At 61.6% G+C, this 26,715-nt stretch carries 23 protein-coding genes; 16 read left to right on the top strand and 7 right to left on the bottom strand.

Annotated elements, in window-relative coordinates; all coding sequences use genetic code 11:
• Window positions 1-13: 13 nt before the first annotated feature.
• The 3 genes from ELH03_RS19415 to secA form a co-directional block, all read right to left on the bottom strand.
• On the bottom strand, window positions 14-1,291 hold the full coding sequence (locus ELH03_RS19415) for a GNAT family N-acetyltransferase (RefSeq protein WP_128403890.1): 1,278 nt from the start codon (window positions 1,289-1,291) through the stop codon (window positions 14-16).
• Window positions 1,292-2,707, bottom strand: a complete 1,416-nt coding sequence (locus ELH03_RS19410) for a lipopolysaccharide biosynthesis protein (protein ID WP_128410913.1) — start codon at window positions 2,705-2,707, stop codon at window positions 1,292-1,294. It abuts the gene before it with no gap.
• A gap of 180 nt (window positions 2,708-2,887) precedes the next feature.
• Window positions 2,888-5,605, bottom strand: a complete 2,718-nt coding sequence (secA, locus tag ELH03_RS19405) for a preprotein translocase subunit SecA (protein WP_128410912.1) — start codon at window positions 5,603-5,605, stop codon at window positions 2,888-2,890.
• 246 nt (window positions 5,606-5,851) lie between these two features.
• Between secA and ELH03_RS19400 the strand changes: the two genes are divergently transcribed.
• Window positions 5,852-6,733, top strand: coding sequence for a peptidylprolyl isomerase (locus ELH03_RS19400; RefSeq protein ID WP_128403893.1), 882 nt, complete (start codon window positions 5,852-5,854; stop codon window positions 6,731-6,733).
• Window positions 6,734-6,769: 36 nt separating this feature from the next.
• Here the strand turns inward: ELH03_RS19400 and ELH03_RS19395 are convergent, their stop codons facing one another.
• Window positions 6,770-7,030: a hypothetical protein gene (locus ELH03_RS19395; RefSeq protein WP_233941668.1), complete on the bottom strand. Its 261-nt coding sequence runs from the start codon at window positions 7,028-7,030 to the stop codon at window positions 6,770-6,772.
• Here ELH03_RS19395 and argJ point away from each other — a divergent pair.
• The 5 genes from argJ (at window position 6,960) to ELH03_RS19370 (ending at window position 10,084) form a co-directional block, all read left to right on the top strand.
• Window positions 6,960-8,201, top strand: coding sequence for a bifunctional glutamate N-acetyltransferase/amino-acid acetyltransferase ArgJ (argJ, locus tag ELH03_RS19390; RefSeq protein WP_128403895.1), 1,242 nt, complete (start codon window positions 6,960-6,962; stop codon window positions 8,199-8,201). The genes ELH03_RS19395 and argJ overlap by 71 nt on opposite strands.
• Window positions 8,182-8,988 carry a GNAT family N-acetyltransferase gene (locus ELH03_RS19385; protein ID WP_128403896.1) on the top strand — a complete coding sequence of 269 codons (807 nt, stop codon included), beginning with the start codon at window positions 8,182-8,184 and terminating at the stop codon, window positions 8,986-8,988. The genes argJ and ELH03_RS19385 overlap by 20 nt, the downstream gene beginning before the upstream one ends.
• Complete coding sequence (gene mutT, locus ELH03_RS19380) at window positions 8,985-9,398, top strand: 8-oxo-dGTP diphosphatase MutT (RefSeq protein ID WP_128403897.1); 414 nt, start codon at window positions 8,985-8,987, stop codon at window positions 9,396-9,398. Before ELH03_RS19385 ends, mutT begins: the two co-directional genes overlap by 4 nt.
• A gap of 126 nt (window positions 9,399-9,524) precedes the next feature.
• Window positions 9,525-9,842 (top strand): hypothetical protein, encoded by a 318-nt coding sequence (locus ELH03_RS19375; protein WP_128403898.1) that lies wholly within the window; start codon window positions 9,525-9,527, stop codon window positions 9,840-9,842.
• Window positions 9,843-9,916: 74 nt separating this feature from the next.
• The gene (locus ELH03_RS19370; RefSeq protein WP_105007493.1) at window positions 9,917-10,084 is read left to right on the top strand and encodes a Flp family type IVb pilin; all 168 of its coding nucleotides are present in this window, start codon (window positions 9,917-9,919) and stop codon (window positions 10,082-10,084) included.
• A 15-nt stretch (window positions 10,085-10,099) separates the two neighbouring features.
• Here the strand turns inward: ELH03_RS19370 and ELH03_RS19365 are convergent, their stop codons facing one another.
• Window positions 10,100-10,984, bottom strand: coding sequence for a methyltransferase domain-containing protein (locus ELH03_RS19365; RefSeq protein ID WP_128410911.1), 885 nt, complete (start codon window positions 10,982-10,984; stop codon window positions 10,100-10,102).
• 77 nt (window positions 10,985-11,061) lie between these two features.
• Between ELH03_RS19365 and ELH03_RS19360 the strand changes: the two genes are divergently transcribed.
• Genes ELH03_RS19360 through ELH03_RS19345 form a run of 4 tightly spaced genes read left to right on the top strand, consistent with a single transcriptional unit; the run spans window position 11,062 to window position 13,420 of the window.
• On the top strand, window positions 11,062-11,838 hold the full coding sequence (locus tag ELH03_RS19360; protein WP_128403900.1) for a ComF family protein: 777 nt from the start codon (window positions 11,062-11,064) through the stop codon (window positions 11,836-11,838).
• A 31-nt stretch (window positions 11,839-11,869) separates the two neighbouring features.
• Complete coding sequence (grxC, locus tag ELH03_RS19355; protein ID WP_011653683.1) at window positions 11,870-12,127, top strand: glutaredoxin 3; 258 nt, start codon at window positions 11,870-11,872, stop codon at window positions 12,125-12,127.
• A gap of 10 nt (window positions 12,128-12,137) precedes the next feature.
• On the top strand, window positions 12,138-12,995 hold the full coding sequence (locus ELH03_RS19350; RefSeq protein ID WP_128403901.1) for a carbon-nitrogen hydrolase family protein: 858 nt from the start codon (window positions 12,138-12,140) through the stop codon (window positions 12,993-12,995).
• Entirely contained in the window at window positions 12,992-13,420 is a 429-nt protein-coding gene (locus ELH03_RS19345) for a DUF1178 family protein (protein WP_128403902.1), read from the top strand. The genes ELH03_RS19350 and ELH03_RS19345 overlap by 4 nt, the downstream gene beginning before the upstream one ends.
• Before the next feature lie 85 nt (window positions 13,421-13,505).
• On the opposite strand, the gene ubiG is transcribed toward ELH03_RS19345, so the two are convergent.
• Window positions 13,506-14,252: a bifunctional 2-polyprenyl-6-hydroxyphenol methylase/3-demethylubiquinol 3-O-methyltransferase UbiG gene (gene ubiG, locus ELH03_RS19340; protein ID WP_128403903.1), complete on the bottom strand. Its 747-nt coding sequence runs from the start codon at window positions 14,250-14,252 to the stop codon at window positions 13,506-13,508.
• Between the two features lie 294 nt (window positions 14,253-14,546).
• On the opposite strand from ubiG, the gene ELH03_RS19335 reads away from it, so the two are divergent.
• From ELH03_RS19335 to clpB, 6 genes are all read left to right on the top strand, one after another.
• On the top strand, window positions 14,547-15,821 hold the full coding sequence (locus tag ELH03_RS19335; RefSeq protein WP_011653679.1) for an aspartate kinase: 1,275 nt from the start codon (window positions 14,547-14,549) through the stop codon (window positions 15,819-15,821).
• Between the two features lie 89 nt (window positions 15,822-15,910).
• On the top strand, window positions 15,911-18,178 hold the full coding sequence (gene ptsP, locus ELH03_RS19330; RefSeq protein ID WP_128403904.1) for a phosphoenolpyruvate--protein phosphotransferase: 2,268 nt from the start codon (window positions 15,911-15,913) through the stop codon (window positions 18,176-18,178).
• Between the two features lie 29 nt (window positions 18,179-18,207).
• Window positions 18,208-19,287, top strand: a complete 1,080-nt coding sequence (prfA, locus tag ELH03_RS19325; RefSeq protein ID WP_097622052.1) for a peptide chain release factor 1 — start codon at window positions 18,208-18,210, stop codon at window positions 19,285-19,287.
• Window positions 19,284-20,144 (top strand): peptide chain release factor N(5)-glutamine methyltransferase, encoded by an 861-nt coding sequence (gene prmC, locus ELH03_RS19320; protein WP_128403905.1) that lies wholly within the window; start codon window positions 19,284-19,286, stop codon window positions 20,142-20,144. The genes prfA and prmC overlap by 4 nt, the downstream gene beginning before the upstream one ends.
• A gap of 341 nt (window positions 20,145-20,485) precedes the next feature.
• Window positions 20,486-21,256: a DUF4167 domain-containing protein gene (locus ELH03_RS19315; protein WP_128403906.1), complete on the top strand. Its 771-nt coding sequence runs from the start codon at window positions 20,486-20,488 to the stop codon at window positions 21,254-21,256.
• Between the two features lie 252 nt (window positions 21,257-21,508).
• Window positions 21,509-24,109, top strand: a complete 2,601-nt coding sequence (gene clpB / locus ELH03_RS19310; protein WP_128403907.1) for an ATP-dependent chaperone ClpB — start codon at window positions 21,509-21,511, stop codon at window positions 24,107-24,109.
• A 97-nt stretch (window positions 24,110-24,206) separates the two neighbouring features.
• On the opposite strand, the gene ELH03_RS19305 is transcribed toward clpB, so the two are convergent.
• Window positions 24,207-26,147: a M23 family metallopeptidase gene (locus ELH03_RS19305; protein ID WP_128403908.1), complete on the bottom strand. Its 1,941-nt coding sequence runs from the start codon at window positions 26,145-26,147 to the stop codon at window positions 24,207-24,209.
• Window positions 26,148-26,715 lie beyond the last annotated feature (568 nt).

Below are 26,715 nucleotides of genomic sequence, written 5' to 3'. Positions count from 1 at the left end.
TGCTGGAATTGCTTTAGCCCCGCCCGGCGAGCGACATGATCTTTTCGCGCAGCATCTTCGCCATGTTGCGGGTGCTGCGGTACATGTGAAGCTGAGCGGTGACCTGGCGCATGTCGCGATCGCTGTTCTGCGTCAGGCCGATTACCAGCGTTCCCATTTCCTCGCGCTCCTGCCAGAAGCGGCTCATGATCGGATGATCCGCGACGGCGCAGGAATCGGAGCGGACGATGTTGGCATCGTCGAGATGCCATTCGGTGAGTTCGCTCATCAGCAGCTTGCCAGGCGAAAAGCGGGCATAGTTCTCGTCATAGGCGGTCTTCCAGGTATAGGCCTCGCCGCCCATCATCAGCACGACGATGGCGGCAATCGCCTTGCCGTTGAGATCGATCGTGTGAATACGCACGGCATCGACGGCGGCAAGGTTCGACACCGCCTCGCGGGCGAAGGCCGTATGATAACGATCGGTGACGAGAGCGCTTCGCCGCTTGCCCTTCCAGCCGCCGGCTTCCATTGCCAGGAATTCCTCGAAGCGGATATGGATTTCGCGCGGCTGGCGGGCGACGGTATAGACCGCTGTTCCCAACTCCTCCAGCAGGCGCCATTGGCGGCGCATCTCGCGCATATGCGAGGAGGAGATGGTTTTGCCGAGATAGGCCGGCGCCTCTTCCTCGCTCTGCAGCATCGGGCGCTGGTAAGGATTGGTGACGGTGACGGGAAGATTGCGGCTAAGCGCCACGGCCTTGATCATGCGCACGAAGATACCGTTCAGCCGCAGATCCGGCAGAACCAGTATGCCAGGCAGATTGAGATCGTGAGCGGTCAGTCCCTCGAAAAGATTGTCGAGGGTCTCGGCGGCATCCTCGCCATCGACGAGCGGCGTGCCGAGCGGACCGAAACTGTTCGACCAGCCGCGGATGATCGACGGACCGACCGCGAAGCCCGGCTTGTCGACCGAAAACGGCAAGAGGAAGCGCATGCGGCTGCGGCCGGCATTGTGATCGCGGATGAGGGCGAAGTTCACCTGCCGATCTTCGAGCCGCGGCATGGCGGGGGCGAGGAAGCGGCCGGAGAAAAAGACGTTCGGTTCCATCGCCCGGTTGGAGAGGAAATCGAGCTCATCCTGAAGTTCATAGCCGAGCTTGCCGGGATAGAGGCAGAGCTCGCGCCCCGGTCGGCCGATCTCGGTGCGAGCCTCGGCCTGCGGCGCTTCGAAATTCAGCGAGGCGAGATCATGCACCATGCGGTTCGCGGTGCTGTCGGTGCTTTCGGTAACGGGGGGAACACGCACCATCTATCGAACTCTCATTTCTGGCGTTGCGGCGGAGGGGCTGGCGAAGGCGAAAAGGACGATGCCGAGCGTGCGGCGCACGGCGACATGCAGCAGGATCGCCTCGACGGCCATGGCCGAGGCCGTGGCGATCGCCGTGCCCTCGATGCCGTAATGCGGGATTAAAGCGAGGTTGAGGCTGACATTGGCCGTCAGTGCGCCGGCATAGAGCGCGACGCAGAGGTTCTGCTTGCCTGCCATCATCAGCAGCGTTTCGGCTGGGCCGACCAGCGATTTGGCGAGGATGCCGGCGAGCAGGATTGCCATCACCAGATAACCTGACGTAAAGGCGCCGCCGAAGAGCGACAGCAGCAAATGACCAGCCGCAAGCACGACAAGACCGACCCCGAGCGCCGGCCAGAAGGTCCAGCGGGCGGCGTCGATGGCAGCGGTTGCGAGCTGGGCGTGGTCGCCTACGGCGATGATCGAGGAAAAGCGCGGGCCGGAGGCTGCCTTGACCGAGAAATTGATGAAATGCACCAGTGCCATCGTCTTGGCGGCGGCGAAGTAGATGGCGACGTCGTGCGGCTCGAGGAAGATGCCGACGACGACGACGTCGGAATTGGTCAGCAGGAAGCTCACGCCCTCGATCAGGAAAATCGGAAAGGCGACGCTGAACCAGGCGATGAAATCGACCTTGCGCGGGCCTTCGTCATAATGCCGGCGCAGGCGGTAGAGCGTTGCGGCATACTGGCCGAGGGCGGTGACGAAGGTGGCGACGAGTGCTGCCTGCATCGCGGTGACGGCCGTATGCTCGGCGCCGATGGCAATCGCGATCAGCATGAAAAGGATGATGAGGATCGGCCGGACGATATAGACCGGGCTCAGCGCCATCACCGGCCAGTGGTTGGCCCGCGACGTGCCTTCCAGAATGTCGCCGAGCGCGATCATCGGCATGGCGAGCAGGCCGATGAAGATCGGGACGAGATAATAGACCTGGATCTTATCGCCGAAGAAATGCAGGCCGAGCATGCCAGCGGCGAGCACCGCCGTGCCGGAAAGCAGCGCAAAGATGCGCGCCGTGCCGGTCAGGCCGCGGATTTCCTCGAAAGCGCCCGCTGCCCTGTATTGCGGCAGGAAGCGGATGATCGCGGTGTGGAAACCGAGGCATGAGAGATCGCCGAAGACGACGACCAGCACCCAGACGAAAACGAAGATGCCATATTCATATTCGCCCATCAGCCGGGCGAGCACGATCTGGGAGACGAAGGCGAGTGCGGCGCTGAGGATACGGATCGAAAAGGCCGTCAGCGCCATGCGCTGGGCGGCCGCCTTCTCACCGCGTTCGGTGAGCACGGCCGCAAGCATGCGCAGCGTGCGGCCGCCGATCGGGCGCAGGCCCGCGGGCAGCATCTTCTCCGCTGTTTCTATGACCGCCATGATGAACACGCAAAACTCTGAGGTCAGGCAAATCGCCCCTGAAGTCTTGACAGAACAGGGTTAAGAAACGGTTCTGGTTTGGGGTTGCCGTCGGACGCCGAAATTCCGGTTTTCCGGCGTTGCCGCAGAAAAGAAAATGCCGCCCGGAGGCGGCATTTTCGCGGATCTTTGCGGCTTGCCTCAGACCTGCTCGAAGGCGCCGTGGCAATGCTTGTATTTCTTGCCGGAGCCGCAGGGGCAGGTCTCGTTGCGGCCGATCTTGCCCCAGGTGGATGGATCATCCGGGTTGCGGTTTTCAGGAGAAACGATGACTTCCGATGCCTGGTAGATCGCCGGGGCGAAATCGTCCTCGCCGGTCGTCGGATCCAGGTGATGGGCCTGCATCAGCGGCGGTTCAGGCTCGGCAGGCGCCTGCTGCACCAATTCGACGCGCATCAGCTGGGCGGTGACGGCCTCGCGCAGATTGTTGAGCAGCGCCGTGAAGAGCTCGAAGGCTTCCGACTTGTATTCCTGCAGCGGATCGCGCTGGGCATAGCCACGGAAGCCGATGACGGAGCGCAGATGGTCGAGGTTGACGATGTGTTCGCGCCAGAGATGATCGAGCGTCTGCATGACGATCGAGCGTTCGACATAATGCATGATGTCGTCGCCGAAACGCTCGGCCTTTTCCGTGAAGGCCGCATTGGTGGCTTCCGTCAGGCGCTCACGGATATCGTCTTCGCCGATACCTTCTTCCTTCACCCAGTCCTCGACCGGCAGGTCGAGATTGAGGATGTTCAAAGCACCGGTCTTCAGGCCGGCGGCATCCCATTGTTCGGCATAGGCGCGTTCGGGGATATGCTTTTCGACCATATCCTCGATCACCTCACGGCGCATGTCGGAAACAGTCTCGGAAATATTGGTCGATTCCATCAGTTCGAGGCGCTGCTCGAAGATCACCTTGCGCTGATCGTTGAGAACGTCGTCATACTTCAAGAGATTCTTGCGGATATCGAAGTTGCGAGCTTCGACCTTCTTCTGGGCGCGCTCCAGGGCCTTGTTGATCCAGGGATGGACGATCGCCTCGCCCTCCTTGAGGCCGAGCTTGGTCAGCATGCTGTCCATGCGGTCGGAGCCGAAGATGCGCATCAGGTCGTCCTGAAGCGAGAGGTAGAACTTCGAGCGGCCGGGGTCGCCCTGACGGCCGGAGCGGCCGCGCAACTGGTTGTCGATGCGGCGGCTTTCATGGCGTTCGGTAGCGATGACGTAGAGGCCGCCGGCTTCGAGTGCCTTCTGCTTGAGTGCCTTGATCTCCTCGATGATCGCCTGGATCCGGGCGTCACGCTCCGGACCGGCTTCGACTTCGCCGAGTTCACGCTCAATGCGCATGTCGAGGTTGCCGCCGAGCTGGATGTCGGTGCCGCGGCCGGCCATGTTGGTGGCGATGGTGATGGCGCCCGGCACGCCGGCCTGGGCGACGATATAGGCTTCCTGCTCGTGGTAGCGGGCGTTCAGCACCTTGAAGTCGTCGAAGCCTTGCTTGCGCAGGCGCTCGGCAAGCAGTTCCGATTTCTCGATCGAGGTGGTGCCGACCAGCACCGGCTGGCCGCGCTTGTGGGCGTCGAGGATCTCCTCGATGATCGCCTTGAACTTCTCGTCGAAGGTCCGGTAGACCTCGTCATCCTCGTCGAGGCGCTTGATCGGCAGGTTGGTCGGGACTTCGATGACATCGAGATTGTAGATGTTGGCGAATTCTTCCGCTTCCGTCTGCGCCGTGCCGGTCATGCCGGCGAGCTTGTCGTACATGCGGAAGTAGTTCTGGAAGGTGATCGAGGCCAGCGTCTGGTTTTCCGGTTGGATCTGCACCTTTTCCTTGGCTTCGAGCGCCTGGTGCTGGCCTTCCGAATAGCGGCGGCCCGGCATCATGCGGCCGGTGAACTCGTCGATGATGACGACTTCGTCGTTGCGGACGATATAGTCCTTGTCGCGCTGGAAGAGCTTGTGGGCCTTCAGCGCGTTGTTGACGTGATGGACGATCGCGACGTTCTCGATGTCGTAGAGCGCGTTGCCCTTCAAGAGGCCGGCCTGGCGGAGCAGGTTTTCCAGCTTCTCGGTGCCCTCTTCGGAGAAGTTGGCCGAGCGCTGCTTCTCGTCGATCTCGTAATCGCTGGGCACCAGCAGCGGAATGTAGGCGTCGATCGTATTATAGAGTTCGGAGCGGTCGTCGAGCGGACCGGAGATGATCAGCGGCGTGCGCGCCTCGTCGACGAGGATCGAGTCCACTTCGTCGACGATTGCGAAGTTGTGGCCGCGCTGAACCATCTGGTTCTTCTCGTACTTCATGTTATCGCGCAGATAATCGAAGCCGAGTTCGTTGTTGGTGGCGTAGGTGATGTCGCAGGCATAGGCCTTGTGGCGTTCCTCGTCGGAAAGGCCGTGGACGATGACGCCGGTGGTCATGCCGAGGAAGCCGTAAACGCGGCCCATGGTCGCGGCATCGCGCTGGGCGAGGTAATCGTTGACGGTGACGACGTGCACGCCCTTGCCGGAAAGCGCGTTCAGATAGACCGGGAGGGTGGCGACGAGGGTCTTGCCTTCGCCGGTCTTCATCTCGGCGATCGCATTCGAATGCAGGATCATGCCACCGACCAGCTGTACGTCAAAAGGTCGCAGGCCAAGAACGCGGCGCGAGGCTTCGCGCACGACGGCAAAGGCCGGGATCAGAATGTCGTCGAGCGTCTTGCCCTCGGCGAGCAGGGCGCGAAACTCCACGGTCTTTGCCGCGAGCTGCTCGTCCGTCAGGGCCTTCGTCTTCTCTTCGATAGAGTTGATGGCAGTGACGTTCGGCTGATAGGACCGCACGCGGCGGTCGTTGGAAGACCCAAATAACTTGCGGGCTATACCGCCAAAGCTGACCATATGACTGGCCCTTTCTCAATATTCATCCCCGGCGTTTCTTGTCCGCGGCCCAGCCGAAAATCAGGCGCGCGCCTTAAAACGCCCGGAAACTGTTCTGGACGCGAGGTTGCGTGACAGATAAGAGGGGGGTCGAATGATGTCAACGGATTTGGCGGATACAGAAAGGCCACAATCCGGTGTTGATGGCTATTTTGAGCTGGATTCAGGGGATGCTGAAACCGGCGATGTAACTGTGAAGGGTATTTCATGTTGAGCACCAACAAACTTGCCGTTCTGGCGTTTGCAACTTTTGTTGCGCTCCAGGCCCCGGCCTATGCCGATGACGCCGTCATCGCCAAGGTCGGCACCCTGGAGATCCACCAGTCGGAACTCGACCTCGCGGTCGCCAATCTCGACCCGCAGCTGGCGCAGCTTCCCGATGACCAGAAGAAGGTCGCAGCCCTTTCCGCCGCCATCGACGTGAAGCTGCTCGCCGCCGACGCTGCGGCCGAGAAGCTCGATCAGACCGACGAATTCAAGAAGCGCATGCAGTATCTCACCGACCGCGAGCTGCACAATGCCTATTTCAAGAAGCATGTCGTCGACATCGTGACGCCTGACGAAGTCAAGGCCCGCTACGACAAGGAAGTCGCCGCCCTGCCGAAGCAGGAGGAAGTCCACGCCCGTCATATCCTCGTCAAGACCGAGGACGAAGCCAAGGACATCATCAAGCAGCTCGACGCCGGCAAGGATTTCGCCGAACTCGCCAAGGAAAAGTCCACCGATCCGAACAAGTCGGAAGGCGGCGATCTCGGCTATTTCTCGCGCGGCCGCATGGTCAAGGAATTCGAAGACGCAGCCTTCGCGCTTGAGAAGGGCACCTATTCCAAGACGCCGGTGAAGACCGATTTCGGCTTCCACGTCATCAAGGTCGAGGATAAGCGCGACGCTCCGCCGCCGCCCTTCGAGCAGGTGCAGGATCAGGTTCGTCAGCTTGTCATGCGCGACAAGTATCTTGAGCTCCTGAACAAGGCGAAGGCCTCCGCCAAGATCGAGATCACGGACGAGACGCTGCGCAAGGGTTACGACCAGGCCAACAAGCAGCCGGAGCCGGGCAGTGAGCCCGTCGCCCCGGCGCCGCAGCAGTAATAATCGCATCAGGGCCCGGTTCTTCCGGGCCCTTCATTAGATCCGGATGATTTTGGGCCTGATCGGCCTAAAATCATCCGGATCTAAATCAAAGAAGGTGAGCATGGTGTCGTCCGAAAACCGTTGACACTTTTCGGCATCGTGCTCTGGCATCGTTTGTTGTCGCATTTCCGGACGGCGAACCGGTTTCCATTTCGCCTGGAAATGCTCATTGGCAGGTCTCATCATGTCCGGTTCCGTCTCTCCGCTCGCCCCGAAATCCTTCGTCTCGATGCCACCGTTGCGCGGCGTGCGCATGGCGACGGCTTCCGCCGGCATCAAGTACAAGAACCGCACAGACGTGCTGATGATGGTCTTCGACCGGCCGGCGACTGTTGCGGGCGTTTTTACCCGCTCGAAGTGCCCGTCGGCGCCGGTGGATTTCTGCCGGGCCAATCTCCCCCGTGGCAGCGCCCGCGCCGTCGTCGTCAATTCCGGCAATGCCAATGCTTTCACCGGCCTGAAGGGCCGCCAGGCGACCGCGCTGACGGCGAAGTCGGCTGCCGCTGCCGTCGGCTGCGCCGAAAACGAGGTCTACCTGGCCTCGACCGGCGTCATCGGCGAGCCGCTCGATGCCACCAAATTCTCAGGCGTTCTGGACCGGATGCAGGTCGAAGCGACCGGCGATTTCTGGTTCGAGGCCGCCAAGGCGATCATGACGACCGACACCTATCCGAAGGTCTCCACCCGCAGCGCCGAGATCGGCGGCGTGGCCGTGACGATCAACGGTATCGCCAAGGGCGCTGGCATGATCGCGCCTGATATGGCGACGATGCTATCCTTCGTCGTCACCGATGCCGACATTGCGCCTACCGCGCTGCAGACGCTTCTGTCTGACGGCGTAGGCCCGACCTTCAATTCCATGACCGTCGACAGCGACACGTCCACCTCCGACACGCTGATGCTGTTTGCGACGGGTGCCGCGGCCGAGGACGGCCAGGCCCGCATCGAACGTGCCGACGATCCGCGTCTTGCCGCCTTCCGGGCCGCACTCAACGAAGTGCTGAAGGACCTGTCGCTGCAGGTGGTGCGTGACGGTGAGGGGGCCACCAAGATGCTTGAAATCACCGTGATGGGTGCCGAGAGTGATGCTGCCGCCAAGCGTATCGCGCTGTCGATCGCCAATTCGCCGCTGGTCAAGACGGCGGCCGCCGGTGAAGACGCCAATTGGGGCCGTATCGTCATGGCCGTCGGCAAGTCCGGCGAGATGGCCGACCGTGACCGGCTCGCCATCTGGTTCGGCGACATCAGGGTCGCCGTCAATGGCGAGCGTGATCCCGATTATTCCGAGGAGGCCGCCTCGGACGTCATGAAGGCGCAGGATATCCCCGTCAAAGTCGATATCGGGCTCGGCGCCGGCACAGCAACGGTCTGGACCTGCGACCTCACCAAGGAATATGTTGCGATCAATGGCGACTATCGGAGCTGATCGTTCATTGGCGCAGGTATCCATTTTCTCACACAATCTGCCGCTGGTGCGCAGGCTGGAGGCCGTCGGCTTTCGCGCCTGGCCGGCGGCATCCGTGCAATATGACGGCAGCTGGCAGGTGCGGCTGACGGCCGGTCACCCGTCCAACCGGCTGAATTCGATCGTGCCGCTCGATCCCTCGGATCATCGTGACGTCGAAATCCGCCTGGAAAAGGCGCGCCGAAAGTTCGAGGCCTATGGCCGCGCCGCCGTGGTCCGCCAGACGCCGCTTGCCTCGCCGGTGCTGATCGAACTTCTGCGCGCGCAGAACTGGACGCGCTTCGACGATACGGTGGTGATGACCTGCGACCTTGCCGAGGCGGAGCTGCCGGATACGCTCGATCACCTGCCGACCCATGATGTCGGCCGTTTCGTCGACGCCAACCTCGCCGTCGACCGGGCGCCGCCGGCGCTGAAGCCGGCGCTTGCCGAAATCATTTCGGCGATCAAGCCGCCATCCGGCCTGTTCATGATCGAGAACGCGGCCGACGGCCCGCTCGCGACCGTGCTCTGCGTCCAGGACAATGACCTTGCCGGCATCATGTCGCTTTCGGTCTCCGAGGCGCGGCGGCGCGAGGGGCTCGGCATCGAAATCCTGACCTCGGCACTGCGCTGGGCGCGCATGCGCAGCGCCCGTTCGGCCTGGCTGCAAGTGAAGCTGTCCAACCGCCCGGCCATCGCACTCTATGAGCGCCTCGGTTTTCGCGACGCCTATCATTATTGCTATTGGCAGCAGGAGCCGCGATGAGCGAGGCAGGCCGGAAGATATTGCTGGTCGCCGCCTGTGCGCTGATCGATGTCGATGGGCGTATCCTGTTGGCACAGCGTCCCGAGGGAAAGTCGCTTGCCGGGCTCTGGGAGTTTCCCGGCGGGAAGGTCGAGCCCGGTGAGACGCCGGAGGAAACGCTGGTACGCGAGCTCGAGGAAGAGCTCGGCATCAACACCAAGATTGCCTGCCTTGCGCCGCTTACCTTTGCCAGCCACTCCTACGAGACCTTCCACCTTTTGATGCCGCTTTATATCTGCCGGCGCTATGAGGGCATTCCCCAGGGCCGGGAGGGGCAGGCGCTGAAATGGGTGCGTCCGCAGGCGCTGCGCGATTACCCGATGCCGCCGGCCGACGAGCCGCTCATCCCGATGTTGCAAGATTTACTTTAGCGTTATCTGATTATTATTGTGCCACACCCTTTTCGGCTGTGGATATTAATGGATCGTTTAACACCTTCTGCCAAAGATCGGCCTCAATCAAGCATCTGGCGTGCGTGTATTAAAAGGCTTGACGTCATGGACGATGATTTCTGGAAAGCTGTCCGGGAAAAGGAACGGGCCTCGTCTGCCTCGCGCAGGACGGGTGCGCTGAATATCGCCCTTCTGTTCGGCACGGCGGTGGTCGCGCTGACGCTCATTCTGACGCCAATGCTTGCGGATTCCTCGAAGAAAAGCGTCTTTGCCAGCGCGCCGGCGGATTTCGATACGATCACGACAGGATCGATCCCCAAGACTGACAGCGGCAAGCGTTATACGATCCGCCGCAGCGTCCTCCAGGATACGCCCGGTTCGGTCTGCGTCGTCCAGGGCTATGGCGTCGGCGCCGGTTGCTGAAAAATGCCGGCCGTCGCCCGATGGTCGTGGAATTGGTCGTTTGCCGTCGGTTTCGCTCAGAGGGTCGCGAAATAATGCGTATTTTGAAAGCATTTCTTGCAGATAACAGCGGTGCGACGGCAATTGAGTATGGCTTGATCGCCGCCCTCATTTGTGGCGCTCTCGTCTCCGGTCTCGGGGTCTTCACCGGCGCCTTGCAGGACGTCTTCAACGTGATCAACAACAATATGACGGTGAATTGAAGAAGCAGCCGGCCCTTACTGCTTGAGCTTGTGTTCGTCCACCTTCAGTGCATCGGCAAGGCGCGCCTTGGCCGAACCCGGCCTGAGCGGCTTTTGCTGGCTCTCATGGGCAGCCCATCCCGAGACATAGATGATCGAGAAGGTGGCGCGGATACGTCCATCGGGATCGGAATAACGTTCGGCGTAGATCTCCGCTGCGCGCAGGAAGAAGGCGCGTGTCAGCGGCATCCGGGCGCGGGCCGCAAGCGGATTGCTCATGCCCATCGCTCTTAGATCCCGGATCAGCGGAAAGAGCGAATCATATCGCACCGTATAGTTTTCCGCGTCGATCACCGGCAACGTGAAGCCGGCGCGCTGCATGAGGCTGCCGACATCGCGCACATCGGCGAAGGGGATGACACGCGGGCTTGCGCCACCGGTCATCTCGACCTCGGTGGCCAGCAGCACATCGCGCAGCTCCTGCAACGTGCCGGCGCCGGGGATCGCGGCCATGAACAGGCCGTCCGGCTTCAGGGCGCGGCGGATCTGGATGAAGACACCCGGAGTATCGTTGGTCAGATGCAGGCTGAGCGGCGCAAGGATAAGATTGGCCGATTGCGATTCAAGCGGCACGTCCTCGAGCGGCGCCTCGATCAAGGTTTCGCCCGGCCCGGCATAGGCATTCTCGCTTTCGATACGGATCATCGTGCCGATTTTGCCCGTCGCCAGCGCGGAACGGGCGGCAGCACCGGTTGCGCCATGCAGTTCGACGGCGGTCTCGAAAGTCCGCTCGACCACAGTAAGCCGCTCGGCCATTTCCTCAGCGGCAATGTCGAGCAGGAAGGCGGCTTTCCGGTCGTTGTTTACAAGCGCGCGATGGCGATGTGCGGCGATCAGGGCTCTGTCGAAGATCGTTTCCATGGCGATGTCCTTAGTCCCGTGCCGCCTGTGCGGCAAGACGATTTTCCTTTCGCGAAGAACAGGCTAGTCTCCACGGCATGGGACTGATCAACGTTGAAAAACCGTCAGGGTTCTTGCGGACGCATCTCTTGTGGCCGTTTTCCGCGCTTGCCGATTTCTTTTATCCGCCCGCCTGCTCCGTCTGCGGTATTTCCACAGGCGGGCATCGCGGGCTCTGCGCAAAATGCTGGTCCGGCATCCGCTTCATCGAACGGCCCTATTGCGAGGTGCTCGGAATTCCCTTCTCGCACGATCTCGGCGGCGGCATCCTCAGCGCCGAGGCGATCGCCAACCCGCCGCCCTTCGACCGGCTTCGGTCGGCGGCAACGCACGACCATGCCGTCCGCGATCTTGTTCATGGGCTCAAATATCGCGATCGCACCGATCTGGCGCCGATGATGGCTGCCTGGATGCTACGCGCTTCCGACGGGACGGTCGAGAGCTGCGATGCGCTGATCCCGGTGCCGTTGCACCGCACCCGCATGCTGGCGCGCAAGTTCAACCAGGCAGCCGAGCTTGCCCGCCATATGGCAAGGCTCTCGGGCAAGCCGCTGCTTGCCGCCACGCTTATTCGCGTCAAGCGCACCAGCCAGCAGGTCGGCCTCGGCGCCAAGGCGCGCGAGGACAATGTCAGGGGCGCTTTTGCGATTGCCAAGGGTTGCGAAAACGACATTTTCGGCAAGCGCATCGTCCTTGTCGACGACGTCTACACAACGGGGGCGACGGTCGCCGCGGCAAGCCGGACACTGCGCAAGGCGGGGGCGGCCGACATAACGGTTTTGACCTTTGCAAGGGCTCTCTCCGAGCCTATATGACAGGAATACCCGGCATCAGTCTGGAGAGATTATGGTACCCGTCACCATCTATACACGGCAGTTTTGCGGCTATTGCACCCGCGCCAAGTCCCTTCTCGAAGAAAAGGGCGTCGAATATGTCGAGCACGACGCGACCTTTTCCCCGGATCTTCGCCAGGAGATGATCGGCAAATCGAACGGCCGTACCACTTTTCCGCAGATATTCATCGGCGCCGATCATGTCGGCGGTTGCGACGATCTCTTTGCGCTCGATCGGGCCGGCAAGCTCGATCCGATGCTGGCGGCTTGAGGAAGAACCGATGAGCTTCAAGGCCGCAGCTGTCCAGATGTGCTCCGGGGTCGATCCGGTGAAGAATGCGGCCGCCATGGCGCGGCTGGTGCACGAGGCCGCTGCCCAGGGCGCGACCTATGTGCAGACACCCGAGATGACCGGCATGCTGCAGCGAGACCGTGCGGCGGCACGCGCCGTGCTTGCCGATGAGGCGCATGACATCATCGTCAAGACAGGCTCAGATCTCGCTAGAGAATTCGGCATCCACATGCATGTCGGTTCGACGGCGATTGCCCTTGCCGACGGCAAGATCGCCAATCGCGGCTTCCTGTTCGGTCCCGACGGCAGGATTCTCAATCGCTACGACAAGATCCATATGTTCGACGTCGATCTCGACAATGGCGAGAGCTGGCGTGAAAGTGCCGCCTATACAGCCGGCTCGGAGGCCCGCGTCCTGTCGCTGCCCTTTGCCGAAATGGGCTTTGCGATCTGTTACGACGTACGTTTTCCCGCGCTCTTCCGCGCCCAGGCCATGGCCGGCGCCGAGGTGATGACAGTTCCCGCCGCCTTCACCAAGCAGACCGGCGAGGCGCATTGGGAGATCCTGCTCAGGGCACGGGCGATCGAGAACGGTGTCTTCGTCATCGCCGCCGCGCAGGCCGGCCGGCACGAGGACGGGCGCGAGACCTTCGGCCATTCGATAATCATCGATCCCTGGGGCACGGTGCTGGCGTCGGCCGGCGCCACCGGTGAGGCGGTTATCGTCGCCGAGATCGATCCCGCCGCGGTCAAGGCCGCGCATGACAAGATCCCGAACCTGAGGAATGGCCGGGAATTCTCGGTCGAGAAGATTGCGGGAGCAGTCGCCGGAGGCGTCGCCGCTTGATCCGCTATTCCCTCACCTGTGACAATGCCCATGAATTCGAAGGCTGGTTTTCGGAAAGCGCCGATTTCGATCGTCAGGTCGAAACCGGTTTCCTGACCTGCCCAGTCTGTCATTCCGCCGCCATTTCCAAGCTGTTGATGGCGCCTTCGGTGTCGACGGCGCGGAAAAAGGACGAGAGGCAGACGCTGGCGATGGATGCCATGCGTCAGGAGGCCCTGCAAAAGCTCAAAGAAGCCGTCGCTGCGGTCAAGGCCAATTCCGAGGACGTCGGCACGCAATTTCCCGAGGAAGCCCGCAAGATCCATTACGGCGAGGCGGATGCCCGCGGCATCATCGGCCAGGCGACGTTCGACGAGGCGCAGGCGCTCCTCGAAGAGGGCATCGAGATCGCAGCCATTCCCGTTTTGCCGGAAGACGTGAACTGACATGCAGTCCGCGCGTCTGGCCGTCTGCAATTTCAGCCTGCATGTCGAGCTGCTGAAAGTGTAGCCGGCTTACAGGCGGCGGGAACTATGCCGGCCGCTTCGCCAGCAGCATATAATTCACGTCCATATCCTTGGACAGGTTCCATTGGTTCGACAGCGGATTGAAGAAGACGCCGGTGCGGTCGGTGATCTCGAGGCCGCTTGCGGCCAGCGGCTTTTCCAGCTCGTCCGGGCGTACCAGCTTTTCATACTGATGCGTACCGCGCGGCAGCCAGCGCAGAATGTTCTCGGCGGCGAAGATGGCAAGCGCTGCCGCCTTCATCGTGCGGTTGATGGTGGCAACGAATATCAGGCCGCCGGGGCGGACCATTTTCGCGCAGGTCGTCATGAAGAATTCGACATCGGCGACGTGCTCCACCACCTCCATGTTCAAGACGATATCGAAGGTCTCGCCAGCCTCAGCGAGCTCCTCGGCGGTGACGGCGCGATAGTCGACCGAAACGCCGGAGGCCTTCGCGTGGGTGGAGGCGATGCCGATATTCTTCTCGGACGGATCGGCGCCGACGACGGAAGCGCCCATGCGGGCGACAGGTTCGGATAACAGACCGCCGCCGCAGCCGATATCGAGCACGCGCAGGCCCTCGAGCGGGCGCGCGCTTTTCGGATCACGGCCGAAATTCTCGCAGGCTTTGTCGCGGATATAGCCGAGCCGAATGGGATTGAACTTGTGCAGCGGCTTGAATTTGCCGGTCGGGCTCCACCATTCCGCCGCCATCGCCGAGAAGCGGTCCACTTCGCCCTGGTCGATCGTGCTTCTGGCGCCTTCCGTCATCGTCCACTCCTTCATTCGCTAAAAGTGAAGTCGGACGATCGGGGGCATAAGTCAAGGGTGCAGACCAAAGGACTGACGAGGGCGGAACCGCTCGCCAATAGCTTTTATCCCCGCGCTTGCCTCCCCCGGCCAAACTCGCTAAGAGACGCCGCAACTTGGGGCCTTTGGGGACCTGGGCTTAGAGCGGTTCCGGAAATTGGGAATCCGGCTCTTTGGCCAAGCGGTCTGCCCCAGAGCTTTCGTGATGCCGGGTCCGGTTTTCCGCTTTCCCGGCGCCAGTCGTGGTAGAGGCATATGGCACGCATCGTAATGAAATTCGGCGGCACGTCCGTCGCTGACCTGGACCGCATCAAGAATGTTGCCCGCCATGTAAAACGCGAAGTCGACGCCGGGCACGAGGTCGCGGTGGTGGTGTCGGCCATGTCCGGCAAGACCAATGAACTGGTTGGCTGGGTCCAGGGCACGCCGAAGGTGATCGGCGCCAATTCTCCGTTTTACGACGCGCGGGAATATGATGCGGTGGTCGCCTCCGGCGAGCAGGTGACCTCGGGGCTGCTGGCAATCGCATTGCAGGCGATGGATATCAATGCCCGTTCCTGGCAGGGATGGCAGATCCCGATCCGCACCGACAACGCGCATGGCGCGGCACGGATCATGGAGATTGACGGCTCTGATATCGTCAAACGCATGGGCGAGGGGCAGGTCGCCGTCATCTCCGGCTTCCAGGGGTTGGGACCCGACAACCGCATCGCGACGCTCGGGCGCGGCGGATCGGACACTTCGGCCGTCGCAATCGCGGCAGCTGTCAAGGCAGACCGCTGCGATATCTATACCGATGTCGACGGCGTCTACACGACCGACCCGCGCATCGTGCCGAAGGCGCGCAGGCTGAAGAAGATCGCCTTCGAGGAAATGCTGGAAATGGCCTCGCTCGGCGCCAAGGTACTGCAGGTGCGCTCGGTCGAGCTTGCCATGGTGCACAAGGTGCGCACCTTCGTGCGCTCGTCATTCGAAGACCCCGATGCTCCGGGCATGGGTGATCTGCTGAACCCACCCGGAACGCTGATTTGTGACGAGGATGAAATCGTGGAACAGGAAGTAGTCACCGGCATCGCCTATGCCAAGGATGAGGCTCAGATCTCGCTTCGCCGTCTTGCCGACCGGCCGGGCGTTTCCGCGGCGATCTTCGGGCCGCTCGCCGAATCCCATATCAATGTCGACATGATCGTTCAGAATATCTCCGAGGACGGGTCGAAGACCGACATGACCTTCACCGTGCCGTCAGGCGACGTCGAGAAGGCGATCAAGGTGCTCGGCGACCATAAGGAGAAGATCGGCTACGATGTCGTGCAGAACGAATCGGGGCTGGTGAAAGTATCGGTCATCGGCATCGGCATGCGCAGCCACGCGGGCGTGGCCGCGACCGCATTTCGTGCACTTGCCGAAAAAGGCATCAACATCAAGGCGATCACCACCTCCGAGATCAAGATTTCCATCCTGATCGACGGTCCCTATGCAGAACTCGCTGTCAGGACTTTGCATTCCTGCTACGGTCTGGATAAGAATTGATTCCCAGTGGGCGGCCTGCCCCTTCAGGTTGAGGAGACGAGGGCCGGCCTGCCGGGACTGAGTGCGTTGTTTCGGGAGCTTGAGACGCCATGAGAGACCTTTCCGGCGGTCCGCGCGTGCTGCTCAGGCGGCTGCGCGAGTTGATGGCGGAGCCGCTGGAGCCGCAGGAGCGTCTTGACCGGATCGTCCGCCAGATCGCCGGCAATATGGTGGCGGAGGTTTGCTCCGTCTATGTGCTGCGCGCCGACGGCGTACTCGAACTCTACGCGACCGAAGGCCTCAACCGCGAGGCCGTGCATCTGGCGCAACTGAAGATGGGGCAGGGCCTGGTCGGCACCATCGCGGCTTCGGCCCAGCCGTTGAACCTTTCCGACGCGCAGTCGCACCCTGCTTTCCGCTACCTGCCGGAAACGGGCGAAGAAATCTACCATTCCTTCCTCGGCGTGCCGATCCTCAGGACCGGACGCTCGCTCGGCGTTCTCGTCGTGCAGAACAAGGCGAGCCGCAACTATCGCGAGGAAGAGCTGGAAGCGCTCGAGACGACGGCGATGGTGCTTGCCGAGATGATCGCCACCGGCGAGCTCAAGAAGATCACCAAGCCGGGCCTCGAACTCGACCTGACACGCTCGGTGACCGTCGACGGCGACACTTACAATGACGGGATCGGCCTCGGTTACGTCGTGCTGCACGAGCCGCGCATCGTCGTCACCAATCTGTTGAACGAAGATGCCGAGAAGGAAATCCGGCGTCTGGCCGAGGCCATGGGCTCACTTCGGATTTCGATCGACGACATGCTGTCGCGTCGCGACGTCTCGATGGAGGGCGAGCATCGTGAGGTGCTCGAAACCTATCGCATGTTCGCCCATGACCAGGGCTGGGTGCGCAAGCTCGAGGAGGCGATCCGCAACGGCCTGACGGCGGAAGCGGCGGTCGAGAAGGTGCAGAGCGACACCAAGGCGCGGATGATGCGGTTGACCGACCCTTATCTGCGCGAACGCATGCATGATTTCGAGGATCTGGCGAACCGTCTGCTCAGACAGTTGACGGGTTATACCGGCCGGACGACCGCCGAAGGTTTCCCCAGCGACGCGATCATCCTGGCGCGCGCCATGGGGGCAGCCGAGCTGCTCGATTATCCGCGTGCCAATGTGCGTGGGTTGGTGTTGGAAGAAGGGGCGGTGACGAGCCACGTGGTGATCGTCGCGCGCGCCATGGGCATTCCCGTCATCGGCCAGGCGGCGGGTGTGGTGGCGCTCGCCGAGAATGGCGATGCTGTCATCATCGACGCCGACGAGGGGCATGTGCATCTGCGGCCGATGGCCGATCACCGGCGTTCCTATGAGGAAAAGGTCCGCTTCCGCGCCAGGCGGCAGGAACAATTCCGCGCGCTGCGCGCCGTCGAGCCGGTGACCAGGGATGGGCAGCGGATCTCGCTGATGATGAATGCCGGGCTGTTGGTCGACCTGCCGCAGCTTTCGGAATCGGGTGCCGAGGGCATCGGCCTGTTCCGCACCGAGCTGCAGTTCATGATCGCCTCCACCATGCCAAAGGCGGACGAGCAGGAGCAGTTCTATCGCAATGTGATAAAACAGGCGGCGGGCCGCACCGTCACCTTCCGTACGCTCGATATCGGCGGCGACAAGGTGGTGCCCTATTTCCGCGGCCATGAGGAAGAAAATCCGGCACTCGGCTGGCGCGCCATCCGGCTGTCGCTCGACCGGCCGGGACTGTTGCGCACCCAGTTGCGCGCCCTGCTGAAGGCATCGGCCGACACCGAGCTGAAGCTGATGGTGCCGATGGTGACCGAGGTTTCCGAGTTGAAGATGGTGCGCGAGCTCTTGCAGAAGGAAGTGCAGCATCTCTCGCGCTTCGGCCACGGGTTGCCGCGCAAGCTGCAATTCGGGGCGATGCTGGAGGTGCCGGCGCTGCTTTGGCAACTCGACGAACTGATGGAGGCGGTCGATTTCGTCTCGGTCGGTTCGAACGACCTCTTCCAGTTCTCGATGGCGGTCGATCGCGGCAACGCACGGGTTTCGGACCGCTTCGATCCGCTCGGCAAGCCGTTTTTGCGCATCCTGCGCGATATCGTGCGCGGGGCGGAGCGGAACAAGACGCCGGTGACGCTCTGCGGCGAGCTCGCCAGCAAACCCATCTCGGCGATGGCGCTGCTCGGCATTGGCTTCCGCTCGATCTCGATGTCGCCGGCCTCGATCGGACCGGTGAAGGCGATGCTGCTCGGGCTCGATGTCGGGGCGCTGACGAAGGCGATGGACGAGGTGCTGGACGATCATCACGCCTTGATGCCGATGCGCGAGGTGCTTGCCCGCTTTGCCGAGAGCCACAATATTCCCCTTTAGACAGAGATTAAGAAGAATCGGAGTGAAGGGTGGCGAAGCTTCCCGTTGAAAAGATGCGCGAGCTGGAACGTCGTTTCAGCGAGATCGAGGCGCGCATGTCGGCTGGCCCGGCTGCCGATGTCTATGTGAAGCTCGCATCCGAATATTCTGAGCTGCAGCCTGTCGTGACAAAGATCCGCGTCTATGAGAAGGCGGTCGCCGAGCTTGCCGATCTCGAAACGCTGCTCGAGGACAGGTCGGTCGACCGCGAGATGCGCGACCTCGCCGAGCTGGAGCTGCCCGAGGTGAAAGAGCAGATCGAGGCGCTGGAACAGGAGATGCAGATCCTGCTTCTGCCGAAGGATGCAGCGGACGAAAAGAGCGCGATCCTCGAAATCCGCGCCGGCACGGGCGGCTCGGAAGCCGCCCTTTTCGCCGGTGATCTCTTTCGCATGTACGAGCGCTTTGCGGCGGAAAAGGGCTGGAAGGTGGAGGTGCTCTCGGCGAGCGAGGGCGAAGCCGGCGGCTACAAGGAAATCATCGCGACGATCACCGGCAGGGGCGTCTTTGCCAAGCTGAAATTCGAATCCGGCGTGCATCGCGTCCAGCGCGTGCCGGAAACCGAGGCGGGCGGGCGCATCCATACGTCGGCTGCGACGGTGGCGGTGCTGCCTGAGGCCGAGGAGATCGACATCGAGATCCGGGCTGAAGATATCCGCATCGACACGATGCGCTCTTCGGGTGCTGGCGGCCAGCACGTCAACACGACGGACTCGGCGGTGCGCATCACCCACCTGCCGAGCGGCATCGTCGTCACCAGCTCGGAAAAATCGCAACACCAAAATCGCGCCAAGGCGATGCAGGTGCTGCGCTCCAGGCTTTACGATGCCGAGCGGCAGAGGGCCGATAGCGAGCGCTCTGCCGATCGCAAAAGCCAGGTCGGCTCCGGCGATCGCTCCGAACGCATCCGAACCTATAATTTCCCGCAGGGGCGGGTGACGGACCATCGCATCAATCTGACGCTCTATAAGCTTGACCGAATGATGGAAGGCGAGATCGAGGAGGTCGTCGACGCGCTGATGGCCGACTACCAGGCCAGCCAGCTGGCGCAGCTCGGCGAGCAACAATGAGCTCGACGGTCGCCGATATGCTTGTCGAAGCGCGCTGTCGCTTCACCGAAGCCGGTATCGTCGACCCGGCGACCGATGCGCGGCTGCTTGTCGCCGGCCTTCTGAAATTGTCGCCGACCGAGCTGTTGACGCGATCGGCCGAGAGGCTTTCTCCTGAGCAGGCCGAAGTGATTTTCAAGGCGCTGGAGCGGCGGCTCGGTCATGAGCCGGTCCATCGCATTCTCGGCGAGCGGGAATTCTACGGCCTGCCGCTGCGGCTCTCGGCTGAAACGCTGGAACCGCGGCCGGATACGGAAATCCTGGTCGATACGGTTCTCGTCTATCTCGAAGACCTTGCAAAGGCGCAAAACCGTCTCCATATCCTTGACATGGGAACCGGGACCGGGGCGATATGCCTTGCGCTTTTGAGCGAATGTCCTGATGCGTCAGGTGTCGGCAGCGACATATCGGCGGATGCACTTTTGACGGCAAGATCGAATGCAGAAAGAAACGGGTTGCAGGATCGTTTTGAGGCCGTACAGTCGAATTGGTTTGAGGACATCCAGGGATCGTTTCACGCGATTGTCTCAAATCCGCCCTATATTGCTTCCAATGTCATTCACGATCTCGCTCCCGAAGTGACGAAATTTGATCCGGCTGCGGCTCTGGATGGCGGCCCGGATGGGCTTGACGCTTACAAAGCCATCGCCAAGGATGCGGCACGGTTCATCAGGCCCGATGGGGTCGTTGGACTGGAGATCGGCTACGATCAGCGTAACGACGTGACGGCGATCTTTGAAGCGAAAGGCTTCAGGTGCCTCAAATCCGTGAAAGATTATGGTCAGAACGACAGGGTGCTCGTGTTCGCGCTCGCGTGAGAGACGATAATGCGGCATTGAACAGGACATTATTGTTATTGCGAAGAAAAGGCTTGGATTTCCCGGTGAAGCAATATAGGTTGCGGTAACGTGTTGGGCAGATAGGAATGAACGAGATTCGTTCGGTACTTGGTTTGCCTCGGGGGTCCGCTCTTTTAAACGAGAGTTTCAGCGGTTGAACACGACCCAATGCGTGAATCAGTCAAACTGACTTGAGAACCAAGCGGCAGGTCGGCGCAAAGGCGCAGTATGCTCGCGGCACAAAGGTCCTGACCCGGTTTCCGGTCATGGCGGTTGGTGCCATGTATCCATCACAAACAGAGAATTCAGGTGAACGATCTATGAGGCCAGGACAGCAGAACAAGCGCGGTCGAGGGCGTGGTAACAATAACGGCGGCGGCGGTGGCGGCGGCGGTGGAAATAACAATAACAACAATTTCAACCGCAAGGGCGGCAATCCGCTCACCCGGAGCTATGACAGCTCCGGCCCCGATGTGAAGATTCGCGGTACGGCGCAGCATATCGCCGAAAAATACGCGCAGCTGGCCCGCGACGCCCATAGCTCCGGTGATCGTGTGATGGCGGAGAACTATCTCCAGCACGCCGAACATTACAATCGTATCATCGCCAGCGCCCAGGCGCAGATGCAGGAACGCTTCCAGCGCGACGACCGCGGCGAGTACAATGATCGCGACGGTGCGGACCGCGACGGCGATGATATGGATAACAATGAGAACGAGAATGACAATGACGGCGAGGATGTCGTTATCGTCCAGCCGCCGCAGAGCAGGCCGCACCAGCCGCAGCAGAGCAGACAACACCAGCCGCAGGCACAGCCGAAGCCGGTAGCCGCTCAGGCGCCTGCACCGGCACCCCAGTCCGAGGTCATTGACGGAACCGGCCCGCAGCCGGAGATCGAAGGCATTCCGGCTGAAGTCGCGATGGACGAGGAAGGTGCCGGCGGCCAGCCGCGCGAACGCCAGCCCCGCCGCCGCAGCACCGGCAGCCGTCCCCGTCGCCCGCGTCGCGGTGCTGAGGGCGAAGAAGCCGCCGCTGAAGGCGAGGGCGCCTCTGCCGAGGCGCCGGTGCTGGCTGACGTCGCATCGGAATGAGGATTTCGCTTCCCCTGCAGGGGAGAGCGTGACGTAGATGCCATCTACTCGAATTAGCTTGAAAATCCCCGGCCTTGTGCCGGGGATTTTCATTTTATGGGCTCTTTAAACTCACAGGACAGGCTACCATATTCTCTTCGAACTGCTTCGCCCGAATCCCTTACGGGCAAAGCGCGACCTGCCTTTTCAGGGGGTCGATCTCAATCATCGGTCTGCGCCTCGTCAGGGCAGGGCGATTTATGGAGGTAAAATATGAATATCGAGAAATATTCGGAGCGGGTGCGCGGTTTCATCCAGTCCGCCCAGACCTATGCGTTGGCGCAGGGTCACCAGCAATTTACGCCGGAACATGTGCTGAAAGTCCTGCTCGACGACGATCAGGGCATGGCGGCGTCGCTGATCGAGCGCGCCGGCGGCGATGCCAAGGCCGCCCGCCTTGCCAATGATGCGGCTCTCGCCAAATTGCCAAAAATCTCCGGCGGCAACGGCAATATCTATCTGGCACAACCACTCGCCAAGGTCCTTTCGACCGCCGAAGAAGCGGCGAAGAAGGCTGGCGACAGCTTCGTCACGGTGGAACGCCTGCTGCAGGCGCTGGCGATCGAATCCTCGGCCTCAACCTTTTCGACGCTGAAGAACGCAGGCGTGACGGCCCAGGGCCTCAACCAGGTCATCAACGACATCCGCAAGGGTCGGACGGCGGATTCCTCCAATGCCGAGCAGGGTTTCGACTCGCTGAAAAAGTTCGCACGCGATCTCACTGCCGAAGCCCGCGAGGGCAAGCTCGACCCGGTGATCGGCCGCGACGACGAAATCCGCCGCACCATCCAGGTGCTTTCGCGCCGCACCAAGAACAATCCTGTGCTGATCGGCGAACCCGGCGTCGGCAAGACGGCGATCGTCGAGGGCCTGGCGCTGCGCATCGTCAACGGTGACGTGCCGGAATCGCTCAAGGACAAGAAGCTGATGGCGCTCGACATGGGCGCGCTGATTGCCGGCGCGAAATACCGCGGCGAATTCGAGGAGCGGCTGAAGGCCGTGCTCAATGAGGTCCAGGCGGAAAACGGCGAGATCATCCTGTTCATCGATGAGATGCACACGCTGGTGGGCGCCGGCAAGGCGGATGGGGCGATGGATGCCTCCAACCTCCTGAAGCCCGCCCTTGCCCGCGGCGAGCTGCATTGCGTCGGCGCGACCACGCTCGATGAATATCGCAAACATGTCGAGAAAGATCCGGCCCTTGCCCGCCGCTTCCAGCCCGTAGTCGTCGACGAACCGACGGTCGAAGACACGATCTCGATCCTGCGCGGCCTGAAGGAAAAATATGAGCAGCATCACAAGGTGCGCATCGCCGATGCGGCGCTGGTGGCTGCGGCAACACTTTCCAATCGCTATATCACCGACCGTTTCCTGCCCGACAAGGCGATCGACCTGATGGACGAGGCGGCGGCGCGGCTGCGCATGCAGGTGGATTCCAAGCCGGAAGAGCTCGACGAACTCGACCGCCGCATCATGCAGCTGAAGATTGAGCGCGAGGCGCTGAAAAAGGAAACGGACGTCGCGTCCGCCGACCGTCTGAAGCGGCTGGAAACCGAAGTGACCGATCTCGAGGAACAGGCCGATGCGCTGACGGCCCGCTGGCAGGCGGAAAAGCAGAAACTCGGCCTTGCCGCCGATCTGAAGAAGCAGCTCGACGATGCCCGCAACGAACTGGCGATCGCCCAGCGCAAAGGCGAATTCCAGCGTGCCGGCGAGCTGACCTACGGCGTCATTCCCGACCTTGAAAAGCAGCTCGTCGATGCCGAGAAGCAGGATGGCGACCGCGGCGCGATGGTGCAGGAGGTCGTCATCCCCGACAATATCGCGCATGTCGTGTCCCGCTGGACCGGCATTCCGGTCGACAGGATGCTGGAGGGCGAACGCGACAAGCTGCTTCGGATGGAAGACGAACTGGCGAAATCGGTGATCGGTCAGGGCGATGCGGTTCAGGCCGTGTCGCGCGCCGTCCGCCGCGCGCGCGCCGGCCTGCAGGATCCGAACCGGCCGATCGGCTCGTTCATCTTCCTCGGCCCGACCGGCGTCGGCAAGACGGAGCTCACCAAGGCGCTGGCCCGCTTCCTCTTCGACGACGAAACGGCGATGGTGCGCATGGATATGTCGGAATATATGGAGAAGCACTCCGTTGCCCGGCTGATCGGAGCACCTCCCGGCTATGTCGGTTATGACGAAGGCGGAGCGCTGACGGAAGCCGTGCGCCGCAGGCCCTATCAGGTCGTGCTGTTCGACGAGATCGAAAAGGCGCATCCCGACGTCTTCAACATATTGCTGCAGGTGCTGGACGACGGACGTCTGACGGACGGCCAGGGCCGGACGGTCGATTTCCGCAACACGATGATCATCATGACCTCGAACCTCGGTGCTGAATATCTGACGCAGCTGAGGGACGGCGACGACAGCGACACAGTTCGCGAGCAGGTGATGGAGGTCGTGCGCGGGCATTTCCGGCCGGAATTCCTGAACCGCATCGACGAGATCATCCTCTTCCATCGCCTGAAGCGCGAGGAGATGGGCGCAATCGTCGATATCCAGCTGAAGCGGCTGGTGGCCCTGCTGTCCGAGCGCAAGATCGTCATCGATCTCGACGAGGAAGCCCGCCACTGGCTGGCGAACAAGGGTTACGATCCGGTCTACGGCGCAAGGCCGCTGAAGCGGGTGATCCAGAAGTTCGTGCAGGATCCGCTGGCCGAGCAGATCCTGTCGGGCCAGGTGCCTGACGGATCGACGGTAAAGGTGACGAGCGGTTCGGACCGGCTGCAGTTCAGGACGAGGCAGACGGTGAGCGAAGCGGCGTAAACCGGTTTGCCGGATGAATGAGAAATGGCGGCTTCGGCCGCCATTTTTCGTTCAGTCGCCGAGGCGTCTGTTGGAGGGGAAGCAGCGTAGATGGACGCTACTTGCTCGCCACCTGGTCTGGCGTCTGGTTGTTCAGCAGCGTATCGATGCGCTTGCGCTCGTCTTCGAATTTCGCCAGCGCCTCGCCCTGCAGTGATTTGCCGCCCGGCAGGCGGATGCGCAGCGGATCGACCTTGGTGCCGTTGACGATCAGCTCGTAATGCAGGTGCGGGCCGGTGGATTCGCCCGTCGTGCCGACCCAGCCAATCACCTGGCCCTGGCGGATCTTGGCGCCGGGGACGACGCCCTTGGCGATGGCGCTCTGGTGATTGTAGGAGGATTCATAGCCATTGGCATGGCGGACGATCGTCTGATTGCCGTAACCGCCGGAATCCCAGCCGGCTTTTTCGACCGTGCCATTGCCGGCGGCGATGATCGCCGTGCCGCGCGGCGCTGCCCAATCGACGCCGGTGTGCATGCGGGCAAAACCGAGGATGGGGTGGCGGCGCATGCCGAAGCCCGATTTGAAGATGCCGTTCGGCACCGGGTTGCGCAGCAGGAATTGGCGGATACTCTTGCCGTTCTCGTCGAAATAATCGACCGTGCCGTCGTCGGGGTCCTGGAAGCGGTAGAAGCGCGTCTGCGTGTCGCCGAAACGGGCGTTGACATAGAGCAGTTCGGAATCCTCGGTCGCCTGACCGGCGCTGTCGGCGACGGAGAAGAAAGCCTCGAGACTGTCGGTCGGCCTCAGCTGCGCCTGGAAATCGACATTGCTGGCGAGCAGCTTGATGATCAGCGCCGTCATATCCTTGGTCATGCCGTAGGAAAGGGCAGCACGATAGATCCCGTCATAGACGCGCGGCAGGTTCTGGCCGGGGGGCGGTGCGAAGGAATTGTCATCGAAGGCGGTGGCGATGGCATCCAGCATCGGCGGCTCGCTGCCGGGCACATATCTGCCCTTATCGTCGACGGCCACGGTGACGAGATGGCGCGTGCCACGATAGACGCTGGCTCGGATGATTTTTGCCTGTTCGCCCTTCTGAATGATGCCGATGCGCAGCACGTCGCCCTTGTCGAGATCACTGGAACCCAGTTGCTGCGCGATATAGCCGGCAATGCCATCGGCATATTGCTGCGGATAGCCTGAATCCGTCAGCGCCTTGGCGATCGGCGTGTCGACGCGCACGGGAAGGATGTCGTCGGCGAATTCTTCGGTCTGCGGCGTGATCGATTCCGATGCGGAGACCGTCATGTTCTGTTCGAGCACGCGGGCGGACAGACCGGCGGTCAGATCGACATCGGCATCCTCGTTGGAGAAACGACGCGGATCGACGTAATAAAGCGCTGCGAGCTGAGTATTGCCGTCGGTCAGCACCGAGCCGTTGGAGCGCACATTCTCTTCGACCTCTTCGAGCGACAGGCCGGATGCCATCTGCATGCTGGTCTTGCCGGTCGGGAACGGAATGGTCTTCAGGCTGACTTCGGATTCGACATCGGAGCCGTAAAGCGCGCCGGTGCGGCTTTGCGGCGCGGGCTGCGGTTCGTCGGCGGAAAAGATCGCCAGGGGATCGAAGTCGGGATAGTCCTCCGTCGCCACATGATTGGCGGCCAGCGTCATCTTCACATGCGCGAAGGGCTGGCGGCGCACCACTTCCTTTTCGCCGTCGTGGACGACGGTTGAAACTTCCATGATGGCACGGTCGGACGGTTTTGCGGCAATGGCGGGCGCGACCAGTCGGCCGCCACGGACCACCGTCGTATCCTCATGCGCGTCCGCCGCAACGCTGGCATAGGCTTCGGCGGGGATCGCCAGTTGCTGGCGGCCATCAAGGGCGGCAAAAAGGGCGACACCCATCAGGACGGATGATGTAATGCCGGTGAGGAACGTGCCCGAGAGCCAGCGCAAGGAAACCTCGCGGCGGTCGGGCGCGCGCCTGCCGTCGGCCAGAAGCGGAGGCTCGTTGCCCAACGAGCGGATCATCATTTTCTCCGTCATCATGGCAGTCGGGTCCGCGTCCTTACATCAGGCGTCTGTGGGAGCATGTATCGGCCATCCTGGCTGGGGCAAAAGATGTGCATATTTTGGGCATGGAAGTCAAATCACTCAGGAAAAGGCAGTTTGCCTGCATTTGCCTGTGTGAATCATGTGTCTCTTAAGACCAGCAGATTGTGATGATGTCGGGGCGCAGGAGACAAAAGAGCGTTGTTTCCACGAAAAGCCGAAAGACGTTCAACTTTCCTGGCCGTGTAAGGCCGGTCGGAATCCGGGAAATGACCGCATTTGAGCGTCGCCCGAAATTTTGTCTGGAAAAACAATGACCTGAAAGAAAAATCAATTTTTTCAAAAAGCCCTGTTGACTGTTCTAATGGGTTAGTTCTATAAGCCCACTCACTGAACGAGGGCGGCGGCGCTGCTGGCGACGAAGTCTTTCGTTCTGAAGAAACTCAAGCGGATTAGCGGATTGCTGGTTTGTGTTCTGGGCGCGAGTTTGGAACGGGTTTTGTCGACGGCTGAAGAGGCTGTCTGTTATTTGACAATTGAATATTGTGAAGAAAGAGAAACGTGG

The organism is Rhizobium beringeri, from assembly GCF_004306515.1.
In the GTDB taxonomy this organism is placed as follows: Bacteria; Pseudomonadota; Alphaproteobacteria; order Rhizobiales; family Rhizobiaceae; genus Rhizobium; species Rhizobium beringeri.
This window is presented reverse-complemented; position numbering and strand designations above follow the sequence as displayed.

Bases quoted from the DNA above. Each gene is read 5' to 3' on its own strand.
- ELH03_RS19415 (WP_128403890.1), bottom strand. From the start codon at position 1,291: ATGGTGCGTGTTCCCCCCGTTACCGAAAGCACCGACAGCACCGCGAAC.
- ELH03_RS19410 (WP_128410913.1), bottom strand. From the start codon at position 2,707: ATGGCGGTCATAGAAACAGCGGAGAAGATGCTGCCCGCGGGCCTGCGC.
- secA (WP_128410912.1), bottom strand. From the start codon at position 5,605: ATGGTCAGCTTTGGCGGTATAGCCCGCAAGTTATTTGGGTCTTCCAAC.
- ELH03_RS19400 (WP_128403893.1), top strand. From the start codon at position 5,852: ATGTTGAGCACCAACAAACTTGCCGTTCTGGCGTTTGCAACTTTTGTT.
- argJ (WP_128403895.1), top strand. From the start codon at position 6,960: ATGTCCGGTTCCGTCTCTCCGCTCGCCCCGAAATCCTTCGTCTCGATG.
- ELH03_RS19395 (WP_233941668.1), bottom strand. From the start codon at position 7,030: ATGCGCACGCCGCGCAACGGTGGCATCGAGACGAAGGATTTCGGGGCG.
- ELH03_RS19385 (WP_128403896.1), top strand. From the start codon at position 8,182: ATGGCGACTATCGGAGCTGATCGTTCATTGGCGCAGGTATCCATTTTC.
- mutT (WP_128403897.1), top strand. From the start codon at position 8,985: ATGAGCGAGGCAGGCCGGAAGATATTGCTGGTCGCCGCCTGTGCGCTG.
- ELH03_RS19375 (WP_128403898.1), top strand. From the start codon at position 9,525: ATGGACGATGATTTCTGGAAAGCTGTCCGGGAAAAGGAACGGGCCTCG.
- ELH03_RS19370 (WP_105007493.1), top strand. From the start codon at position 9,917: ATGCGTATTTTGAAAGCATTTCTTGCAGATAACAGCGGTGCGACGGCA.
- ELH03_RS19365 (WP_128410911.1), bottom strand. From the start codon at position 10,984: ATGGAAACGATCTTCGACAGAGCCCTGATCGCCGCACATCGCCATCGC.
- ELH03_RS19360 (WP_128403900.1), top strand. From the start codon at position 11,062: ATGGGACTGATCAACGTTGAAAAACCGTCAGGGTTCTTGCGGACGCAT.
- grxC (WP_011653683.1), top strand. From the start codon at position 11,870: ATGGTACCCGTCACCATCTATACACGGCAGTTTTGCGGCTATTGCACC.
- ELH03_RS19350 (WP_128403901.1), top strand. From the start codon at position 12,138: ATGAGCTTCAAGGCCGCAGCTGTCCAGATGTGCTCCGGGGTCGATCCG.
- ubiG (WP_128403903.1), bottom strand. From the start codon at position 14,252: ATGACGGAAGGCGCCAGAAGCACGATCGACCAGGGCGAAGTGGACCGC.
- ELH03_RS19335 (WP_011653679.1), top strand. From the start codon at position 14,547: ATGGCACGCATCGTAATGAAATTCGGCGGCACGTCCGTCGCTGACCTG.
- ptsP (WP_128403904.1), top strand. From the start codon at position 15,911: ATGAGAGACCTTTCCGGCGGTCCGCGCGTGCTGCTCAGGCGGCTGCGC.
- prmC (WP_128403905.1), top strand. From the start codon at position 19,284: ATGAGCTCGACGGTCGCCGATATGCTTGTCGAAGCGCGCTGTCGCTTC.
- ELH03_RS19315 (WP_128403906.1), top strand. From the start codon at position 20,486: ATGAGGCCAGGACAGCAGAACAAGCGCGGTCGAGGGCGTGGTAACAAT.
- clpB (WP_128403907.1), top strand. From the start codon at position 21,509: ATGAATATCGAGAAATATTCGGAGCGGGTGCGCGGTTTCATCCAGTCC.
- ELH03_RS19305 (WP_128403908.1), bottom strand. From the start codon at position 26,147: ATGATGACGGAGAAAATGATGATCCGCTCGTTGGGCAACGAGCCTCCG.